Here is a 17,684-nt window from a genome sequence, read left to right as displayed (position 1 = left end):
CACCCCCGATCGGCGCGTCCTGTCAGTGAAGGTTTTGAACCTATGGCGAGTTTCATCCTGAGACGCCTTCTGGTCTCAGTGCTCATCATCATCGCCGCTTCGTTCCTGATGTACATGCTGGTGGCCTACAGCGCCGACCCGCTCCAGGACCTGCGAAGCAGCAACTCCCCGAATAAGACGCAGCTCATCAACGCGCGCATCCAGCTCCTGCAGCTCGACGTCGTGCCGCCGCTGCGCTGGCTGCTCTGGCTGGGCGGTGCGGCCAAGTGCCTCATCCCGTTCGCCAACGCCTGCGACCTGGGGTCCACCGTCTCCAACGCGAAGGTGGTCGACATCCTCCCGCAGGCCCTCGGGTCGACGGTGCAGCTGGTCACGTTCGCCCTCATCCTCGCGATCCTGCTCGGTGTCACCATCGGCATCGTCACCGCCCTGCGGCAGTACAGCGGACTCGACAACGTCGTCACGTTCCTCAGCTTCTTCCTGTACTCGCTGCCCGCGTTCCTCGTGGCGGTGCTGCTGAAGGAGTTCGTCGCGATCGGCTTCAACAACTTCCTCGCGCATCCGACGATCCCGTGGTGGGTGGCCGTGCTCATCGGTGTGGTCGCCGGCCTCATCTGGCAGTCGCTGATCGGCGGAGATCGGAGGCGGCGGCTGCTGACGTTCGTCATCTCCGGCGTCGCGACCGCGGGCGTCCTGCTGCTGATGTCGGCGATGAACTGGTTCCTCGTTCCGGGTCTCGGCCCGGTGGTGATGATCATCCTCATCGCCGCGACGGTCATCGGCGTGACCGCGCTGATCTCCGGCCTGCAGAACCGGCGGGCGCTCATCTCGGCGGCCATCGCGGGAGCGGTGAGCCTGGTCTGCTACTTCGCGCTGCAGCCGCTGTTCACCGTGTCGACGGTCGGCACGATCGTGATCCTCGCGATCGTGGCCATCATCGTGAGCCTCGCGATCGGCTGGTTCGTCGGAGGCTACGACCGCGGCCAGAACATGCGGATCTCGGTGATCGTCACGATCGTCTCCGGCTTCCTGATCATCGTCGACCGCTTCATGCAGGCCTGGCCGCAGTACTTCCAGGACACCAACGGCCGCCCGATCGCGACCGTCGGCTCCTCGACCCCCGGCCTCGAGGGCGACATGTGGGTGACCGGACTCGACACGTTCACGCACCTCGTGCTTCCGACGATCGCCCTGCTGCTCATCTCGTTCGCGTCGTACACCCGCTATTCGCGGGCCGGGATGCTCGAGGTGCTCAACCAGGACTTCATCCGCACCGCGCGCGCCAAGGGCCTGCCGGAGCGGACGGTGGTCGTGCGGCACGCGTTCCGCAACATGCTCATCCCGATCACGACGCTCGTCGCGTTCGACGTGGGAGCGCTGCTCGGTGGTGCCGTCATCACGGAGCGCGTGTTCGCGATCCCCGGCATGGGCTCCCTGTTCAACGCGGGACTTCAGCGCGGCGACCTCAACCCCGTCATGGCCTACTTCCTCGTGATCGCGGCCATGGCCATCCTGTTCAACTTCCTGGCAGACCTCGCGTACGCCGCACTCGACCCGAGAGTGAGGGTCCGATAAATGTCCGTCAACGACACACGTATCGCCGACGAGCTGCAGGCGCCGAGCGCCCCGCCCGTGAGCCAGGGCAAGCTCGTCTGGAAACGGTTCCTCTCCAACAAGATCGCCGTCGCCAGCGCGATCCTGTTCATCCTGATCCTGCTGTTCTCCATCTCGGCGATCGGCCTCGGCCCGATCCCCGGCTGGTGGAAGTACAACTTCACCGAGCTCAATGACCAGGTGCAGCAGGGATCGCCGACGTGGGAGCACCCGTTCGGTCAGGACCGCATCGGCAAGGACTACTTCGCGCTGACGATGCGCGGCATCCAGAACTCGATCCTCGTGATGGTCGTCCTCGGCCTGATCGCGAGCGTCGTGGGTGTCGTCGTCGGCGCCGTCGCGGGGTACTTCCGCGGCGTGGTCGACGCGATCCTCATGCGCATCACCGACGTCTTCATCGTCATCCCGGCGCTGGTGATCGGCTCGGTCGTGGGTCACGCGTTCGGCGGTCTCGGCGCGTTCTTCCTGGCGCTGATGCTCGGGTTCTTCTCGTGGATGGGCATCGCCCGTCTGGTGCGCGGCGAGTTCCTGTCGCTGCGCGAGCGGGAGTTCGTCGAGGCGGCGCGGGTCGCCGGCGCCTCCGACGCGCGCATCATCTTCAAGCACATCCTGCCGAACGCCATCGGTGTCGTCATCGTGGCCTCGACCCTGATCATGGCCTCGGCCATCCTGCTCGAGACCGCGTTGTCGTACCTCGGCTACGGCATCCGTCCGCCGGACGTCTCGCTCGGCCTCCTGATCAGCTCGAACCAGTCGGCGTTCCAGACCCGTCCGTGGCTGTTCTGGTGGCCCGGTGCGTTCATCGTGACGCTCGCGCTGCTCGTCAACTTCGTCGGAGACGGCCTGCGCGACGCGTTCGACCCGCGCCACCGCCGGTTCAACCTCCGCAAGATGCGCGAGGAGGAGCCGGAGGAGGGCGAAGGCGACGGCCGGAGCCCGAAGACCGGAGCGGCCCTCGCGGAGGACGTGCTGTGACGCCCGCCCGCGTCGCGCTGCTCCCGGCCCGCTCAGGCCAGGAGCAGCGCGGCGACGGTGCCCGCGAGCAGGAGCACCAGCACCGCGAGTCCGGCGAGGTGCCAGCGCACCGTGACCGGCGTCTCATCGGCACGGCCGGCGTCGATGGCCCCCGCGTCCTGCAGCATGCCCCAGCGGCGGCGCACGACCTCGGCGGCCGCACCCGACTCGGTGCCCAGCAGGTCGCCGGGGCGGCGCACGCTGTCCTCGACCCGCGGGCGGCCGATGCGGCCCTTCGTCTCGTTGCGGGTGGCGCGGAGCGTGCTGCCGGTTCCGGGCGCGGGAGCGGCCCACACCGGGATCTTGCGGCCAGGGGTGTACAGCGTCAGGGCGTACTTGGTGTCGACCGCGATCAGCGCCTCCCACGGGATGCGGACGGTGCGGGTGACATTGACGACCGTGATGCCCTCGTCGGCGACCGTCAGCTGCGGACGCCAGAGCATCGCCCAGGCGACGAATGCGAACAGCGCGCCGGGCACGATGTAGAGCAGCCGGGCGTCGTGGACGCTGAACAGCAGGCCGATGGTCAGCGCGGCAGCGGCCGCCCAGATCAGAACGGCAAGGACCCGGTTGAACCGGGACACGAAAACCTCGCGTTCGGCGGGGGAGACGTAGGGCATGGGTCCATGCTCTCATCCCGCCGGAACGCCCCCGAAAGGAACCACGAATCATGACCGAGACCAACCCGGTCCGGGCGACGGCGCAGGCCGGCGGCCCCGTCCTCGAGGTGAACGACCTCTCCGTCGACTTCGGTGTGGACGGCGTCTGGGTGCCCGCCGCGAAGAACCTGAACTACCAGATCAAGGCGGGCGAAGTGCTCGCGATCGTGGGCGAGTCCGGTTCGGGGAAGAGTGCGAGCTCGATGGCGATCCTCGACCTCCTGCCCAAGAACTCGCGCGTCCGCGGCTCGATCAAGCTGGACGGCCGCGAGCTGACCGGCCTCAGCCAGCCGCAGATGCGGCGCGTGCGCGGTCGTCAGGTCGCCGTGATCTTCCAGGAGCCGATGACGGCGCTGAACCCCGTGTACACGGTGGGCTTCCAGATCGTCGAGACGCTGCGCATCCACTTCGGCATGTCGCCGCACGAGGCCAAGGAGCGCGCGCTCGAGCTGCTCGCCATGGTCGAGCTGCCCGACCCGAAGAAGGCGTTCAACTCGTACCCGCACCAGCTGTCCGGCGGCCAGCGTCAGCGAGCGATGATCGCCCAGTCGATCTCGTGCGACCCGAAGCTGCTGATCGCGGACGAGCCGACCACCGCGCTCGACGTGACGGTGCAGGCCGAGATCCTGGAGCTGCTGCGCAGCCTCCGCGACCGGCTCGACAGCGCCATCCTGCTGATCACGCACGACATGGGCGTCGTCGCCGACCTCGCCGACAACATCGTCGTGATGCGCAAGGGCGACATCGTCGAGTCGGGCACGGTCGCGCAGGTCTTCGCCGAGCCGAAGCACCCGTACACGATCGCCCTGCTCGACGCGGTGCCGCACCTCGGCCAGCGCGAGGACGAGGAGATCGACACGACGGCCGCCCTCGCCGCCGGCACCGAGCACCCGGACGCCGCATTCGTCGAGCGCATCCGTGCGAACGAACGCGCGGCGCAGGCCGAGCACGAGAAGGCCGAGATGGACAAGCGCGAGGTCGTCGTCGACTTCCGCAACGTCGCGATCGAGTACCCGAAGCACGGCCGCGTGCCTGCGTTCCGCGCGGCGAGCGACGTCGACCTGAAGATCCACGAGGGCGAGGTCGTCGGCCTGGTCGGCGAGTCGGGCTCCGGCAAGACGACGCTCGGCCGCGCCGCGATCGGGCTGTTGCCCATCCACTCCGGTCAGCTCGTCGTCGCCGGACAGGACATCAGCAGCCCGAGCCGCGACGAGATCCGCAAGCTGCACCGCAACGTCGGCATCGTCTTCCAGGACCCGTCGTCGTCGCTGAACCCGCGCCTCCAGATCTCCGACTCCATCGCCGAGCCGCTGCGCCTCGCCAAGAAGCTCAAGGGTGCGGAGCTCTCGAAGGAGGTCGACCGCCTGCTCGACAGCGTCGAGCTGCCGCGCGCCTACCGCAGCCGGTTCCCGCACGAGCTGTCGGGCGGCCAGAAGCAGCGCGTCGGCATCGCCCGAGCGCTGTCGCTGAAGCCGCAGGTGCTCATCGCCGACGAGCCGACGAGCGCGCTGGACGTGTCGGTGCAGGCGCGCGTGCTGCAGCTGATGCAGACCCTCCAGAAGGAGATGAACTTCGCCTGCCTGTTCATCACCCACGACCTCGCCGTCATCGACGTGCTGGCCGACCGCATCGCGGTGATGCACCACGGTCGTCTGGTCGAGGTGGGGACGCGCGACGAGATCCTCCGCTACCCGAAGGAGGCGTACACGCAGCGCCTGCTGGCGGCCGTGCCGCTTCCGGACCCGGAGCAGCAGCGCGCCCGCCGCGCGCTGCGGCTCGAGCTGCTCGCCGCGGGTTCCGACGACACCGCGGCGACGCCGGGGTCGCAGCAGCCCGAGCCGCCGGTCGCGCAGGGGCTCTGAGCCGCTTCGACGACACAGGGGAGGGTCGGTCCACCAGGACCGGCCCTCTTGTGCGTCTGCGGCGGAGGAAACCCTGCACGGGCCGCTCGAAGGCTCCTCCCTTTCGCGACATCGTCCCGAGCGGCGCGTCGGATCTCCTCCGTTTCGCTCGGCCGGAGCGGCTCGCTGACAGCGGACACGGAGGAAGGGGCGCGGATCCACGATAGAATGGACTGTTCCCCTTCTTCCTTCTGACGAGAGTCGAGTCTGTACGCATGTCCGAGAACGCCGTCGCCCGCCGCGATGATCTGCGCAATGTCGCGATCGTCGCCCACGTCGACCACGGCAAGACCACGCTGGTCGACGCCATGCTCAAGCAGACGAACTCCTTCGACGCGCACGCGCACGTCGAGGAGCGCGCGATGGACTCGAACGAGCTCGAGCGCGAGAAGGGCATCACCATCCTCGCCAAGAACACGGCGATCTCGTACAAGGGAAAGCACGCCCCGAACGGCCCGATCACCATCAACGTGATCGACACCCCCGGCCACGCCGACTTCGGCGGAGAGGTCGAGCGCGGCCTCTCCATGGTCGACGGCGTCGTGCTGCTGGTGGATGCGTCCGAGGGCCCGCTGCCCCAGACCCGCTTCGTGCTGCGCAAGGCGCTCGAGGCGAAGCTCCCCGTCATCCTCGCGGTGAACAAGACCGACCGCGGCGACGCCCGCATCGACGAGGTCGTCGGCGAGAGCCAGGACCTCCTCCTCGGCCTCGCGAGCGACCTGTCGGACGACGTCCCCGACCTCGACCTGGACGCGATCCTCGACGTCCCCGTCGTGTACGCCTCCGGCCGCGCCGGCGCCGCGAGCCGCAACAAGCCCGCGAACGGCGAGCTGCCGGACAACGACGACCTCGAGCCGCTGTTCGAGGCGATCCTCGAGCACATCCCGGCCCCGAGCTACGATCCCGAGGCGCCGCTGCAGGCGCACGTGACCAACCTCGACGCATCGCCGTTCCTCGGCCGTCTCGCGCTGCTCCGCATCTTCAACGGCACCCTCAAGAAGGGCCAGACGGTCGCGTGGGTCCGTCATGACGGCGACGTGCACAACGTCCGCGTGACCGAGCTGCTGATGACGAAGGCCCTCGACCGCTACCCGGCCGAGTCCGCCGGCCCCGGCGACATCGTCGCCGTCGCCGGGTTCGCCGACATCATGATCGGCGACACTCTGGCCGACCCGGACGACGTGCGTCCGCTCCCCGCGATCCACGTCGACGAGCCCGCGATCTCGATGACGATCGGCACCAACACCTCGCCGCTGGTCGGCAAGGTGAAGGGCCACAAGCTCACTGCGCGCATGGTGAAGGACCGCCTCGACCGCGAGCTGGTCGGAAACGTCTCGCTGCGCGTCCTCGACATCGGCCGCCCCGACGCGTGGGAGGTGCAGGGCCGCGGCGAGCTGGCCCTGGCCATCCTCGTCGAGCAGATGCGCCGCGAGGGCTACGAGCTGACCGTCGGCAAGCCGCAGGTGGTCACCAAGAAGGTCGACGGCAAGACCTTCGAGCCGTACGAGCACCTGACCATCGACGCCCCCGAGGAGTACCTGGGCGCGATCACGCAGCTGCTCGCCGCCCGCAAGGGCCGCATGGAGAACATGGCGAACCACGGCACCGGCTGGGTGCGCATGGAGTTCATCGTCCCGTCGCGCGGCCTGATCGGCTTCCGCACCGAGTTCCTCACCACCACCCGCGGCACCGGCATCGCGAACGCGATCTCGCACGGCTACGACGAGTGGGCCGGTCACATCGTCACCCGCAGCAACGGCTCGATCGTGGCCGACCGCGCGGGCGTCGTGACGCCGTTCGCCATCATCGCGCTCCAGGAGCGCATGACGTTCTTCGTGAACCCCACGGAGGAGGTCTACGAGGGCATGGTCATCGGCGAGAACTCGCGCGCGGACGACATGGACGTGAACATCACCAAGGAGAAGAAGCTCACCAACATGCGCTCCTCCACGGCCGACACGTTCGAGTCGATGACGCCGTCCCGTCAGCTGACGCTGGAGGAGTCCCTGGAGTTCGCCCGCGACGACGAGTGCGTCGAGGTGACCCCGGAGGCCGTCCGCATCCGCAAGGTCGAGCTGGATGCGACCGCCCGCGGTCGCGCCGCCGCCCGCCTCAAGCGCCAGGACGCCGCCGCCGTCTGATCCCGGCGCACCACCCCGTTGACGCGACACGCCGTTCCGGCTCCGGCCGGGACGGCGTGTTGCGTCAACCGGATGGCCGCGGACGGCACTGCCTAGCCAGGGCCGGGCGGTCATCCGGGAGAATGGACAGCATGAAACGCCGTCTCGTCGCCCTGCCCCTCGCCGCCGTCCTGCTCCTGGGCGCCGCGCCCGCGCTGACCGCGTGCAGCTTCCAGGGCGTCGTGAAGGATGTGTCGGGCGGCAACGTCGATCTGGGTGGCAAATCCGTCCCGGCGGACTTCCCGAAGGAGGTGCCGCTCGCCTCCGGCGACGTCGTGTTCGGCGCCGGCCTCGGCTCGGGCGCCGACAAGGTGTGGAACGTGACCGTCAAGGTCGAGAACGGCGACGCGTACACCGCCATCGAGAAGCAGCTCACCGATGCCGGGTTCACCGGTCAGTTCGGCACGCGCGGCCCGAACGGCGGCGGAACGGGCACCTTCAGCAACGGAACCTACGGTGTGCTCGTCGTCGTGACCGACGCAGGCAGCAACGGCTGGGTCGCCAACTACTCGGTGTCGAAGGGCAGCGCGCCGAGCCCGACGCCCCCGGCCGGCTAGGCGAAGAGCCCCGCCCCCACGTACGAGCCCTCGTGCGCCCCGGGCGGGACGGCGAACACGCCGGACCCGACGTGACGGACGTACTCGTTCATCAGGTCGTTCTGCGCCAGCCGCTGCTGGATCGGGATGAACTGCGTGCGCGGATCCCGCTGGAACGCGATGAAGAACAGACCGGCGTTGAGGCGGCCCAGCTCGTCGTTGCCGTCGACGAAGTTGTAGCCGCGGCGCAGCAGCTGCGCGCCGCCGTTGGTGGTGGGATGCGCGAGCCGCACGTGCGAGTCCGGGTCGATCGCGGTCCCGCCGTCCTTCGCCAGAGCCAGGAAGTTGGGGTCACTGAACTCGCTGCCGCCGGAGAGCGGCGCCCCCTCGCCCTTGTCGCGGCCGATGATGCGCTCCTGCTCGCCGAGCTGCTGGCGGTCCCAGGTCTCGATGACCATGCGGATCTTGCGCGCGACGAGGTAGGAGCCCCCGGCCATCCACCCCGCGCCGTCGCTGCCGGACGCCCAGACCTGGTCGTCGACCACGGTCTGGTCCTCCGACTTGATGTTGGCGGTGCCGTCCTTGAAGCCGAACAGGTTGCGCGGTGTCACCTGGGCGCGCGAGGTCGACGAGGTGCGGCCGAAGCCGAGCTGCGACCAGCGGATCGCCGCGCGCCCGAAGGCGATGCGCGAGAGGTTGCGGATGGCGTGGACCGCTACCTGGGGGTCGTCGCTGCACGCCTGCACGCACAGGTCGCCGCCGCTGATCGGTTCGAGCAGCGCGTCGCCGGGGAACCGTGGCAGGTCGACCAGCGCCGCGGGCCGGCGGGAGGCGATGCCGAACCGGTCGTCGCCGCTCGCGGTGCGGAACAGCGTCGGGCCGAAGCCGAAGGTCAGCGTCAGGCCGCCGGGCGGGAGGTCGAGCGCCTCGCCGGTGTCGTCCGGCGGGGCGTCCATCGGACCGGACGCCGGGCCGTACTTTCCCGCCGGGCGTCCCTGGGTCATGCGTGCCGCCGCGACCGTCCAGTCGCGCAGCAGCTCGATCAGCCCGTCGCGGTCGAGGCCGGGGGAGGCGTCGAACGCGGCGAAGTGGAGGCGGTCCTGCGCGGGAGTCGTGATGCCGGCCTGGTGCGGGCCGTAGAACGGATACGTCGTCCCCGAGCTTGAGGTCGCGCCGACCACCGCGCGGTCGACCGCGACGCCCGCTCCCAGGCCGACGACCCCGGCGCCGATGGTCGCGCCGGCGAGGCCGAGCATCCCGCGGCGGGACAGGCCGGAGCGCCCGCCGACCTGGTCGGTCTCAGGGTGCTCCGTCTCCTGGCGCTCGGTCTCCGGGCGCTCGGCGTCGTGGTTCTTCGTGCTCACGTGACTACTTGACGATGATCGAGGTCAGGTGGCTGAGCGGCTCGCTGAGCGCGTTGACCTGGTCGGAGAGCTCCTTCACCTGCTCGGTGCTGAGCTCCGTGTAGCTGACGAAGCCGTCCCCGGAGCGGTACTGCGCGAGCGTCTTCTCGATGGTCCGGAACTCGCCGTCGAGCTTGGCGACGACATCCTTGCCGCTGCTGCCCTTCTGCTCGGCGATGTCGCGGACGACGCCGTACGCCACCTGGGCGCCCTCGAGGTTCGCCTGGAAGTCCTGCAGATCGGTGTGCGAGAAGGCCTCCTCCTCACCGGTGATCTTCGACCCGGCGACCTCCTCCATCAGGCCGATGGCGCCGTTGGAGATCTGGTCGATCGTGAGGGTGAAGTCCTTGGCGTGCACGAGGTCGTACAGGCGCTGGGTGTCGGTGACGAGCTTGTCGGCGAGCTGCGTGCGCGTGGCGGCGTCGGACGGCGTGTAGCCGGCGGGAGCCCACAGGTCCTTCTCGATACGGTGCCAGCCCGTCCACTCCTGGCCCTCGGCCAGGTCGGCCTCGCGCAGGTCGAGCGCCGGGTCGAGGTCGCCGAACTGCTCGGCGGTGGGCTCGATGCGCTCGTAGAAGGAGCGTGCCGCGGCGTACTGCGCGCGGGCGGCCGCGTCGTCCCCGCCCGCGTAGGCGGCGGCGAACGTCTTGGTGGCGGTCAGCAGCGCGCCGGACTGATCCTTCACGTAGCCGGCGTAGTTGGCGACGGCCTGGGCGACCTGCTTGCTCTCGCTCTGCGAGACGGTCGTGCCGGAGCCCGGCGCCACGGTGAACTTCGCGACGTGCGCCGGCTCGCCCACCATCCCGACGCGGCACGCCGAGAAGTAGTCGCCCTCGGCCAGCTGCACGACGTAGTTGACGGTCGTGCCCGGGCCGATGTTCTCCTTCTCGCCGACGATCCGCAGCTTGTCGGTGGCCAGCAGCTCGAACTCGTTCACGTCGGTGCCGGTGTTGGTCACCTGGAACGTGATCGGTCCCGCCTTCGCGGTGTTGGTGGAGACCGTGCACGTGTCGTCGCTCAGCGTGACCGCGATGGCCTCATCCGAGGCGGTGGCCTGGTTCGGCACGCAGCCGGTCAGCGCGACGGCGAGGGCGGCGGTTCCGGCGAGGGAGCCGGCGGCGGCCGTGAGGCGGCGGCGGGCCGGACGGGAGACGGGCGTGCGGGTGGTCGCCTGGCGCGATCGGGGCATGGGTGTGCTGTGCTTTCTCTCGTGGGGCGGCGAGGGGTCGGGAACGGGGCTGGAAAGGGGGATCAGGACGGGATCGGCGCGTGCGGCGCTGCGGCCGCGGTCGGCGTCGGAGCCGGCCGTTTCGCGGAGCGGTGCTGGCGGATGTAGAAGTACCCGACCACCGCGAGGTAGATGAACCACGCCGCGACCTGGAGGGCGGTCGGCGACGGGTTGAAGTTGAGGATGCCCGCGGCGAGCGTGCCGTACCAGCTGGAGGCGGGGATCGCCCGGCTGATGTCGTACGCGTGGACGCCGCCGCCGGGGAGCAGCCCGGCCTCCTGCAGGTCTCCGAGGCCGTAGGCGAGAACGCCGGCGGCGACCAGGATGAGGAAGGCGCCGGTCCAGGTGAAGAACCGGCCGAGGTTGATCTTCACCATGCCGCGGTAGAGCAGGAAGCCGATCACCGCGGCGGTGGCGATGCCGAGCAGGGCGCCGACCGCGGGCTCCCAGCTGCCGCCGGTGCTGGCGACGGTGGCCCAGACGAACAGCGAGGTCTCGATCCCTTCGCGCCCGACGCTGAGCATGGCGAGCACGACGACGCCCCAGCCCGCGCCGACGAGGGCCGAGTCGAGCCGGGAGTGGAGGGTGGACTTCATGCTGCGGGCGGTCTTGCCCATCCAGAACACCATCCAGGTGACGAACCCGACCGCGACCAGCGAGAGCGAGCCGCCCAGGATCTCCTGCGCCTGGAAGCTCATGCCGTACGGGCCCCAGGTGAGGACGGCCCCGATGCCGAGCGGGACGACGAGCGCGATGCCGACGCCGATCCAGAGTTTGGACAGAACGTCGGTGCGGCCGAGTTTGACCACGTAGGCCACCAGGATGGTGACGATGAGCGCCATCTCGAGGCCTTCGCGGAGGCCGATCAGGTAGTTCGCGAGCACGGGGGACCTTCGTCGGGGGAGGGGATGATGATTGGTAAGGCTAACCTTACCCAACCGAGCGTAGAGCACGCTCCTGGAACTGTCCAGATAGGATGCGAGGATGCTCAGCCGGATCGTCAGCGCCATCCTCCTCGTGCTGGCGGGGGCGGTCTTCGGGGCGATCGGGACGATCGCCCACCAGTACTCCGTGACCTGGGGGATCGCCATCCCGCTCGGTCTGATCGGCTCGCTCCTGGCCTTCACGGCGCTGCTCGTCGGTCTGCGGCTCCTCGGCCCCAGCCGGCTGCCCGCGCTGCTGGCGGCGCTCGGCTGCATCGCCGTGATCCTCGTGTTCGCGCAGCAGAGCGCCGGGGGCTCCGTGCTCATCCAGAACGACCTCGCCGGACAGGTCTGGCTGGTCGGCCCCATCCTGATCGCGGCCGTCGTGATCGCGTGGCCCGACGTGAAGACCCGGCAGCCCGCCCGCGACGGCCTAAGCTAGAGGGACAGCTCCACCTGAAGGGATCCGATCCACTGTGACCTATGTCATCGCTCTCCCGTGCGTCGATGTGAAGGACAGGGCCTGTATCGACGAGTGTCCGGTCGACTGCATCTACGAGGGCGAACGGTCGCTGTACATCCACCCCGACGAGTGCGTCGACTGCGGCGCCTGCGAGCCGGTCTGCCCGGTCGAGGCGATCTACTACGAGGACGACCTGCCCGAGGAGTGGAAGGACTACTACCGCGCGAACGTGGAGTTCTTCGACGACATCGGCTCGCCCGGCGGAGCGTCGAAGGTGGGCGTGATCTCCAAGGACCACCCGCTGATCGCCGCGCTGCCGCCGCAGGCGCACTGACCCCGGCGCACCGATGACGAAGGAGCGCTGACGTGGCGCTGCAGGAGCTCCCGGACTACCCGTGGGACCAGATGGCGCCGTACGCCCAGCGGGCGCGGTCGCATCCCGGCGGCCTGGTGGACCTGTCGATCGGGTCGCCGGTCGACCCGACGCCCGATCTCATCCGTGAGGCGCTCGCCGCCGCGACCGACGCGCACGCCTACCCGCAGACCGTCGGGACGCCCGCATTGCGCGAGGCGATCGTCGACTGGTTCGAACGCAGGCGCGGCGTTCCCGGGCTGACGGTCGAGAACGTGCTGCCGACCATCGGCTCGAAGGAGCTGGTCGCGCTGCTGCCGTTCATGCTCGGGCTCGGCGACGGCGACATCGTCGTGCACCCGCGCGCCGCCTACCCCACGTACGCGATCGGCGCCGCGATGGCCGGAGCGACCGCCGTCGCGAGCGACGACCCGGCCGAGTGGCCAGAGGGCACGCGGCTGATCTGGCTGAACTCGCCGGGCAACCCGGACGGCCGCATCCTCTCGGTCGACGAGCTGCGCGCCGCGGTCGCCCGCGCCCGCGAGCTCGGCGCCTACCTCGCGAGCGACGAGTGCTACGCCGAGCTGGGCTGGGAGGCGCCGTGGGATGCGGAGCGCGTCCCGAGCATCCTCGACCCACGGGTGATCGGGCAGGACCGCCGCGACATCCTGGCCGTCTACTCCCTCAGCAAGCAGTCCAACCTGGCCGGCTACCGCGCCGCCTTCGTCGCGGGCTGCCGCACAGTGGTGGCGCGGCTGGTCAACGTCCGGAAGCACGCCGGACTCATGCTTCCCGCGCCGCTGCAGGCCGCCATGGTCGCCGCGCTCGGCGACGAGCAGCACGTGGAGGCGCAGAAGGCGCGGTACCGCGCGCGCCGCGAGCAGCTGAAGCCGGCGCTCGAAGCGGCGGGGTTCCGGATCGACCGCAGCGAGGGCGGGCTCTACCTGTGGGCGACCGAGGGACGCGACGCCTGGGAGAGCATCGGACGGCTCGCCGACCTCGGCATCCTCGCCGGCCCCGGCCACTTCTACGGAGACGTCTACCCGGAGCACGTGCGGCTGTCGCTCACGGCGACGGACGAGCGCGTGGCCGCCGCGGCGGAACGCCTGCGATCCTTTGGAGACAACCTCTAAGGGGTCCGGGCGGCCTTTGCCCGATGCCGCAGTTGTCGCCGGCGTTCGTTAGGCTGTACCGGCACGGCCTGTCGAGCGGACGGCGCCGGGCAGCGCTGCCACGATCGGCGCGCACCTTTGACCACCCATATGGGCGACTAACCCACCAGGAGGCGTTGTGAGCGGACTCGGCACCGAGAGCACTGGCACCGAGAAGGCCGTATCGGAGGCCGACCTCGCGACGGCCTCGCTGACCTATCCGGGCGGTGTCGCAGAGTTCCCGATCCGGCCGAGCGTCGACGGGGCGTCGAGCATCGACTTCTCGACCCTGACGAAGCAGACGGGGCTGACCAGCCTGGACTACGGCTTCGTGAACACCGCGGCTACGCGCTCGTCGATCACCTACATCGACGGCGAGCAGGGCATCCTGCGCTACCGCGGCTACCCGATCGAGCAGCTGGCCGAGAACTCCACGTTCCTCGAGGTGGCGTGGCTGCTCATCCACGGCGAACTGCCGTCGGCGTCGGAGCTGGCGGACTTCGACGAGCGCATCCGCCGTCACACCCTGCTCCACGAGGACCTGCGACGCTTCTTCGACGCGCTCCCGCACGATGCGCACCCCATGTCGGTGCTGTCGAGCGCGGTCTCGGCGCTGTCGACCTTCTACCAGGACTCGCTGAGCGTGCACGATCCGGAGCAGATCGAGCTCTCGACGATCCGTCTTCTCGCGAAGCTGCCGGTCATCGCCGCCTACGCGCACAAGAAGAGCCTGGGCCAGGCCTTCCTGTACCCGGACAACTCGCTGAGCTTCGTCGACAACTTCCTGCGCCTCAACTTCGGCACCCTGGCGGAGCCGTACGAGGTGAACCCGGTGCTGTCGCGGGCGCTGGAGCGTCTGCTCATCCTGCACGAGGACCACGAGCAGAACGCATCCACCTCGACCGTCCGCCTGGTCGGGTCGACGCAGGCCAACCTCTTCGCCTCCGTCTCCGCCGGCATCAACGCCCTGTACGGCCCGCTGCACGGCGGTGCCAACGAGGCGGTCCTGCAGATGCTCGCCGGCATCCGCGACTCGGGCGAGAGCGTCCAGAAGTTCGTCGAGCGGGTCAAGAACAAGGAGTCCGGCGTCAAGCTCATGGGCTTCGGTCACCGCGTCTACAAGAACTTCGACCCGCGCGCCAAGCTCGTCAAGCAGTCGGCCGACGAGGTGCTCGAGGCCCTCGGCGTGCACGATCCGCTGCTCGACATCGCGAAGGAGCTGGAAGAGGTCGCCCTCGCCGACCAGTACTTCGTCGACCGCAAGCTCTACCCGAACGTCGACTTCTACACCGGCGTGATCTACAAGGCCATGGGCTTCCCGACGCGGATGTTCACCGTGCTGTTCGCGATCGGCCGCCTGCCGGGCTGGATCGCCCACTGGCGCGAGATGAACCTCGACCCGGCGACGAAGATCGGCCGTCCGCAGCAGCTGTACGTCGGCTCCCCGGAGCGCGACCTCGGCCGCTGAACCGTGCGTCCGGCACCGAGTCGTGATCTGATGTCACCATTCGGTCCGGATTCGGACATCTGGTCACGACTCGACGTCATCGGAGACGCGGCACCGGCCGACGAAGGAGCGATGTGGGCGACGACACCCCCCGGCTGAGACGGCATCATCGTGTCCTGCGGGTGGTCGGCGGCGTCCTCGCCGCGCTGCTCGTCCTCGTGGTCGTCGCCGGCGGGGTCGGCGTGTGGACGATCACGCGATCGTTCCCGCAGACCGCCGGGACGGTGGATGTGCCCGGCCTCACCACGCCGGTCACGGTCTACCGGGATGACGCGGGCGTTCCGCAGCTCTCCGCCTCCACCGCGGACGACCTGTTCCGCGCGCAGGGCTACGTGCACGCGCAGGACCGCTTCTGGGAGATGGACTTCCGCCGCCATGTCACGGCCGGCCGGCTGTCGGAGATGTTCGGTGCGAGCCAGGTGCCCACCGACACGTTCATCCGCACGCTCGGCTGGCGCCGCGTCGCCGAGCAGGAGGTGAAGCTCCTCGACCCGACCTCGCTGCGGTACTACCAGGACTACGCGGACGGCGTGAACGCGTACCTGAAGCAGCGGTCGGGCGCCGGGCTGTCGCTGGAGTACGCCATCCTCGGTCTGCAGAATCCGTCGTACAAGCCGGAGCTGTGGACGCCCGCCGATTCCATCGCCTGGCTGAAGGCGATGGCGTGGGACCTCCGGTCGAACCTCGAGGACGAGATCGACCGCGCGCTGCTGGCGACCAAGCTGAAGCCGGAGCAGGTCGCGGAGCTCCATCCGGGTTACCCCTACACGGGCCACCCCACGATCACCGATCTCGGCGGCGGGAACCCGCGGACCGTGACGCCCGACGCCCGGCCCGGCGCTGTCGCCGACTCCGCGTCCGGCGACGCGGCGGCCGGGGATGCCGCGCTGTCGCCGACGGCGTACGCGTCGCAGCTGGAGCAGGTCGCGGCGAGCGTCGACCGGCTGCCGCAGCTGATGGGTCCGGCCGGCGATGGCATCGGATCCAACTCGTGGGTGGTCGGCGGGGCGCACACCGCGAGCGGCAAGCCGCTGCTCGCCAACGACCCGCACCTCGGCGCCGCGCTCCCGTCGGTCTGGTACCAGATGGGCCTGCACTGCACGACCGTCGGGCCGGCATGCCCGTTCGACGTGTCCGGCTTCAGCTTCTCGGGCTTCCCCGGCGTCATCATCGGCCACAACGACCGCATCTCGTGGGGGTTCACCAACCTCGGACCGGATGTCGCGGACCTGTTCGTCGAGAAGGTGACCGGAGACACGTACGAGTACGACGGCCAGCAGGTGCCGCTGGAGAAGCGCACGGAGCGCATCCGCGTCGCCGGCGGGAAGGACGTCACGATCACCGTCCGGTCGACGCGGCACGGCCCGATCGTCACCGACATCGGCGATGCGTACGCCGTGATCGCGAAGGACCAGGCGGGCAAGCTCGGCGTTCCGGCCCAGCAGTTCCAGCTGTCGCTGGCGTGGACGGCGCTCACTCCAGGGACCACGGCGAACGCCATCTTCGCCTTCGACACGGCCCGCGACTGGCCGAGCTTCCGGGCGGCGGCCGAGCAGTTCCAGGTGCCGTCGCAGAACCTCGTCTATGCGGACGTGGACGGCAACATCGGCTACCAGGCGCCCGGTCTCATCCCGACCCGCGCCGGCGGGGACGGCACGACGCCGCAGCCCGGGTGGACCAGCGCGTACGGCTGGACGGGCAGCATCCCGTTCGGGCAGCTGCCGTCGGTCTTCGACCCGCCGTCCGGGTACATCGTCACGGCCAACAACGCCGCCGTCGGGCCGGGCTTCCCTCAGCTGATCACGGCCGACTGGGATCAGGGCTACCGCGCCAACCAGATCGAGGTGCGGCTGAGCGCCCTGATGGGCGATGGCAGGAAGCTGACGGCGAAGGACATGTCGGCCATCCAGGCCGACACCTACGACGCCAACGCGGCGAACCTCGTCCCGGTGATCCGCGCGGTGGCGGAGAAGCCGGATGCGTCCGCCGACGTTCAGCAGGCGGCCCGCCTCCTGGCGGACTGGGACTATCGCGACGACGCCGACAGCGCGGCGGCGGCCTACTTCGCGGTGTTCTGGCGCGAGCTGCTGCACGACATGTTCGCCCGCAAGATCCCGGCGGCGACGGCGCCGACCGGCGGCGACCGCTGGTTCAGCGTCGTCGGATCCCTCGTCGGCCAGCCGGAGTCGTCGTGGTGGGCGGAGGCCGACCTCGGCATCACCGATCGCGACGCCATGGTGGCCTACGCGGCCGGCCGGGCGTGGAAGGAGACCGGCCGACTGCTCGGCGGCGACGTGTCGTCGTGGCGCTGGGACCGCCTCCACACGCTCACGCTGAAGAACGCGAGCCTGGGGGAGTCGGGTGTCGCGCCGATCGAGGCGCTGCTCAACCGCGGCCCGTGGCACGTCGGCGGCGGCAGCAGTGTGGTGGATGCGATCGGCTGGGATGCGACGGAGGGGTTCGCGGTGCAGCGCGTGCCGTCGATGCGGATGGTCGTCGACCTGTCCGACTTCGACAAGAGCACGTGGATCAATCTCACGGGAGCGTCCGGTCACGCGTTCGACGCGCACTACACGGACCAGACGGACCTGTGGGCGGTGGGGAAGACCCGCCCCTGGCCGTTCACCCCGGCCGCCGTGAAGAAGGCCGCAGACCAGACCCTGACGCTGCGCCCGGCGCGCTGACGCGCGACGATTCGTGCCGAATGCGCCGCATTCGTGCCGAACGGCGCGCATTCGTCACGAATGGCGGCG

The 17,684-nt window shown here is 69.7% G+C and carries 14 protein-coding genes; 10 read left to right on the top strand and 4 right to left on the bottom strand.

Annotation, left to right across the window (positions count from 1 at the left end; all coding sequences use genetic code 11):
- The first annotated feature begins 42 nt into the window (after positions 1 to 42).
- Both BJ963_RS07480 and BJ963_RS07475 read left to right on the top strand, forming a co-directional pair.
- On the top strand, positions 43 to 1,575 hold the full coding sequence (locus BJ963_RS07480) for an ABC transporter permease (protein ID WP_179455639.1): 1,533 nt from the start codon (positions 43 to 45) through the stop codon (positions 1,573 to 1,575).
- Positions 1,576 to 2,589 (top strand): ABC transporter permease, encoded by a 1,014-nt coding sequence (locus BJ963_RS07475; protein WP_179455637.1) that lies wholly within the window; start codon positions 1,576 to 1,578, stop codon positions 2,587 to 2,589.
- Positions 2,590 to 2,621: 32 nt separating this feature from the next.
- Here BJ963_RS07475 and BJ963_RS07470 read toward each other — a convergent pair whose 3' ends face one another.
- On the bottom strand, positions 2,622 to 3,248 hold the full coding sequence (locus BJ963_RS07470) for a PH domain-containing protein (protein WP_179455635.1): 627 nt from the start codon (positions 3,246 to 3,248) through the stop codon (positions 2,622 to 2,624).
- A gap of 50 nt (positions 3,249 to 3,298) precedes the next feature.
- On the opposite strand from BJ963_RS07470, the gene BJ963_RS07465 reads away from it, so the two are divergent.
- From BJ963_RS07465 to BJ963_RS07455, 3 genes are all read left to right on the top strand, one after another.
- Positions 3,299 to 5,149, top strand: a complete 1,851-nt coding sequence (locus BJ963_RS07465; protein WP_179455633.1) for an ABC transporter ATP-binding protein — start codon at positions 3,299 to 3,301, stop codon at positions 5,147 to 5,149.
- Positions 5,150 to 5,403: 254 nt separating this feature from the next.
- On the top strand, positions 5,404 to 7,329 hold the full coding sequence (gene typA / locus BJ963_RS07460; protein WP_089909748.1) for a translational GTPase TypA: 1,926 nt from the start codon (positions 5,404 to 5,406) through the stop codon (positions 7,327 to 7,329).
- 131 nt (positions 7,330 to 7,460) lie between these two features.
- On the top strand, positions 7,461 to 7,925 hold the full coding sequence (locus BJ963_RS07455; protein ID WP_179455631.1) for a hypothetical protein: 465 nt from the start codon (positions 7,461 to 7,463) through the stop codon (positions 7,923 to 7,925).
- On the opposite strand, the gene efeB is transcribed toward BJ963_RS07455, so the two are convergent.
- The 3 genes from efeB to efeU all read right to left on the bottom strand — a co-directional run bounded on the left by efeB (position 7,922) and on the right by efeU (position 11,419).
- Positions 7,922 to 9,268, bottom strand: coding sequence for an iron uptake transporter deferrochelatase/peroxidase subunit (gene efeB / locus BJ963_RS07450; RefSeq protein WP_179455629.1), 1,347 nt, complete (start codon positions 9,266 to 9,268; stop codon positions 7,922 to 7,924). The genes BJ963_RS07455 and efeB overlap by 4 nt on opposite strands.
- A gap of 4 nt (positions 9,269 to 9,272) precedes the next feature.
- Positions 9,273 to 10,496, bottom strand: coding sequence for an iron uptake system protein EfeO (gene efeO, locus BJ963_RS07445; protein ID WP_179455627.1), 1,224 nt, complete (start codon positions 10,494 to 10,496; stop codon positions 9,273 to 9,275).
- 62 nt (positions 10,497 to 10,558) lie between these two features.
- Positions 10,559 to 11,419 carry an iron uptake transporter permease EfeU gene (efeU, locus tag BJ963_RS07440; RefSeq protein WP_089909760.1) on the bottom strand — a complete coding sequence of 287 codons (861 nt, stop codon included), beginning with the start codon at positions 11,417 to 11,419 and terminating at the stop codon, positions 10,559 to 10,561.
- Between the two features lie 100 nt (positions 11,420 to 11,519).
- Between efeU and BJ963_RS07435 the strand changes: the two genes are divergently transcribed.
- The 5 genes from BJ963_RS07435 (at position 11,520) to BJ963_RS07415 (ending at position 17,615) form a co-directional block, all read left to right on the top strand.
- Entirely contained in the window at positions 11,520 to 11,900 is a 381-nt protein-coding gene (locus BJ963_RS07435) for a hypothetical protein (protein WP_179455625.1), read from the top strand.
- Between the two features lie 34 nt (positions 11,901 to 11,934).
- Positions 11,935 to 12,255, top strand: a complete 321-nt coding sequence (gene fdxA, locus BJ963_RS07430) for a ferredoxin (protein ID WP_018191484.1) — start codon at positions 11,935 to 11,937, stop codon at positions 12,253 to 12,255.
- Positions 12,256 to 12,287: 32 nt separating this feature from the next.
- Positions 12,288 to 13,406 (top strand): succinyldiaminopimelate transaminase, encoded by a 1,119-nt coding sequence (gene dapC / locus BJ963_RS07425; protein WP_343037240.1) that lies wholly within the window; start codon positions 12,288 to 12,290, stop codon positions 13,404 to 13,406.
- A 157-nt stretch (positions 13,407 to 13,563) separates the two neighbouring features.
- On the top strand, positions 13,564 to 14,892 hold the full coding sequence (locus tag BJ963_RS07420) for a citrate synthase (protein ID WP_179455623.1): 1,329 nt from the start codon (positions 13,564 to 13,566) through the stop codon (positions 14,890 to 14,892).
- 113 nt (positions 14,893 to 15,005) lie between these two features.
- Entirely contained in the window at positions 15,006 to 17,615 is a 2,610-nt protein-coding gene (locus tag BJ963_RS07415) for a penicillin acylase family protein (protein WP_343037239.1), read from the top strand.
- Positions 17,616 to 17,684 lie beyond the last annotated feature (69 nt).

Origin of the sequence: Leifsonia soli, assembly GCF_013408745.1 — a bacterium.
GTDB lineage: Bacteria > Actinomycetota > Actinomycetes > Actinomycetales > Microbacteriaceae > Leifsonia > Leifsonia soli.
This window is presented reverse-complemented; position numbering and strand designations above follow the sequence as displayed.

Bases quoted from the DNA above. Each gene is read 5' to 3' on its own strand.
- BJ963_RS07480 (WP_179455639.1), top strand. From the start codon at position 43: ATGGCGAGTTTCATCCTGAGACGCCTTCTGGTCTCAGTGCTCATCATC.
- BJ963_RS07475 (WP_179455637.1), top strand. From the start codon at position 1,576: ATGTCCGTCAACGACACACGTATCGCCGACGAGCTGCAGGCGCCGAGC.
- BJ963_RS07470 (WP_179455635.1), bottom strand. From the start codon at position 3,248: ATGCCCTACGTCTCCCCCGCCGAACGCGAGGTTTTCGTGTCCCGGTTC.
- BJ963_RS07465 (WP_179455633.1), top strand. From the start codon at position 3,299: ATGACCGAGACCAACCCGGTCCGGGCGACGGCGCAGGCCGGCGGCCCC.
- typA (WP_089909748.1), top strand. From the start codon at position 5,404: ATGTCCGAGAACGCCGTCGCCCGCCGCGATGATCTGCGCAATGTCGCG.
- BJ963_RS07455 (WP_179455631.1), top strand. From the start codon at position 7,461: ATGAAACGCCGTCTCGTCGCCCTGCCCCTCGCCGCCGTCCTGCTCCTG.
- efeO (WP_179455627.1), bottom strand. From the start codon at position 10,496: ATGCCCCGATCGCGCCAGGCGACCACCCGCACGCCCGTCTCCCGTCCG.
- BJ963_RS07435 (WP_179455625.1), top strand. From the start codon at position 11,520: ATGCTCAGCCGGATCGTCAGCGCCATCCTCCTCGTGCTGGCGGGGGCG.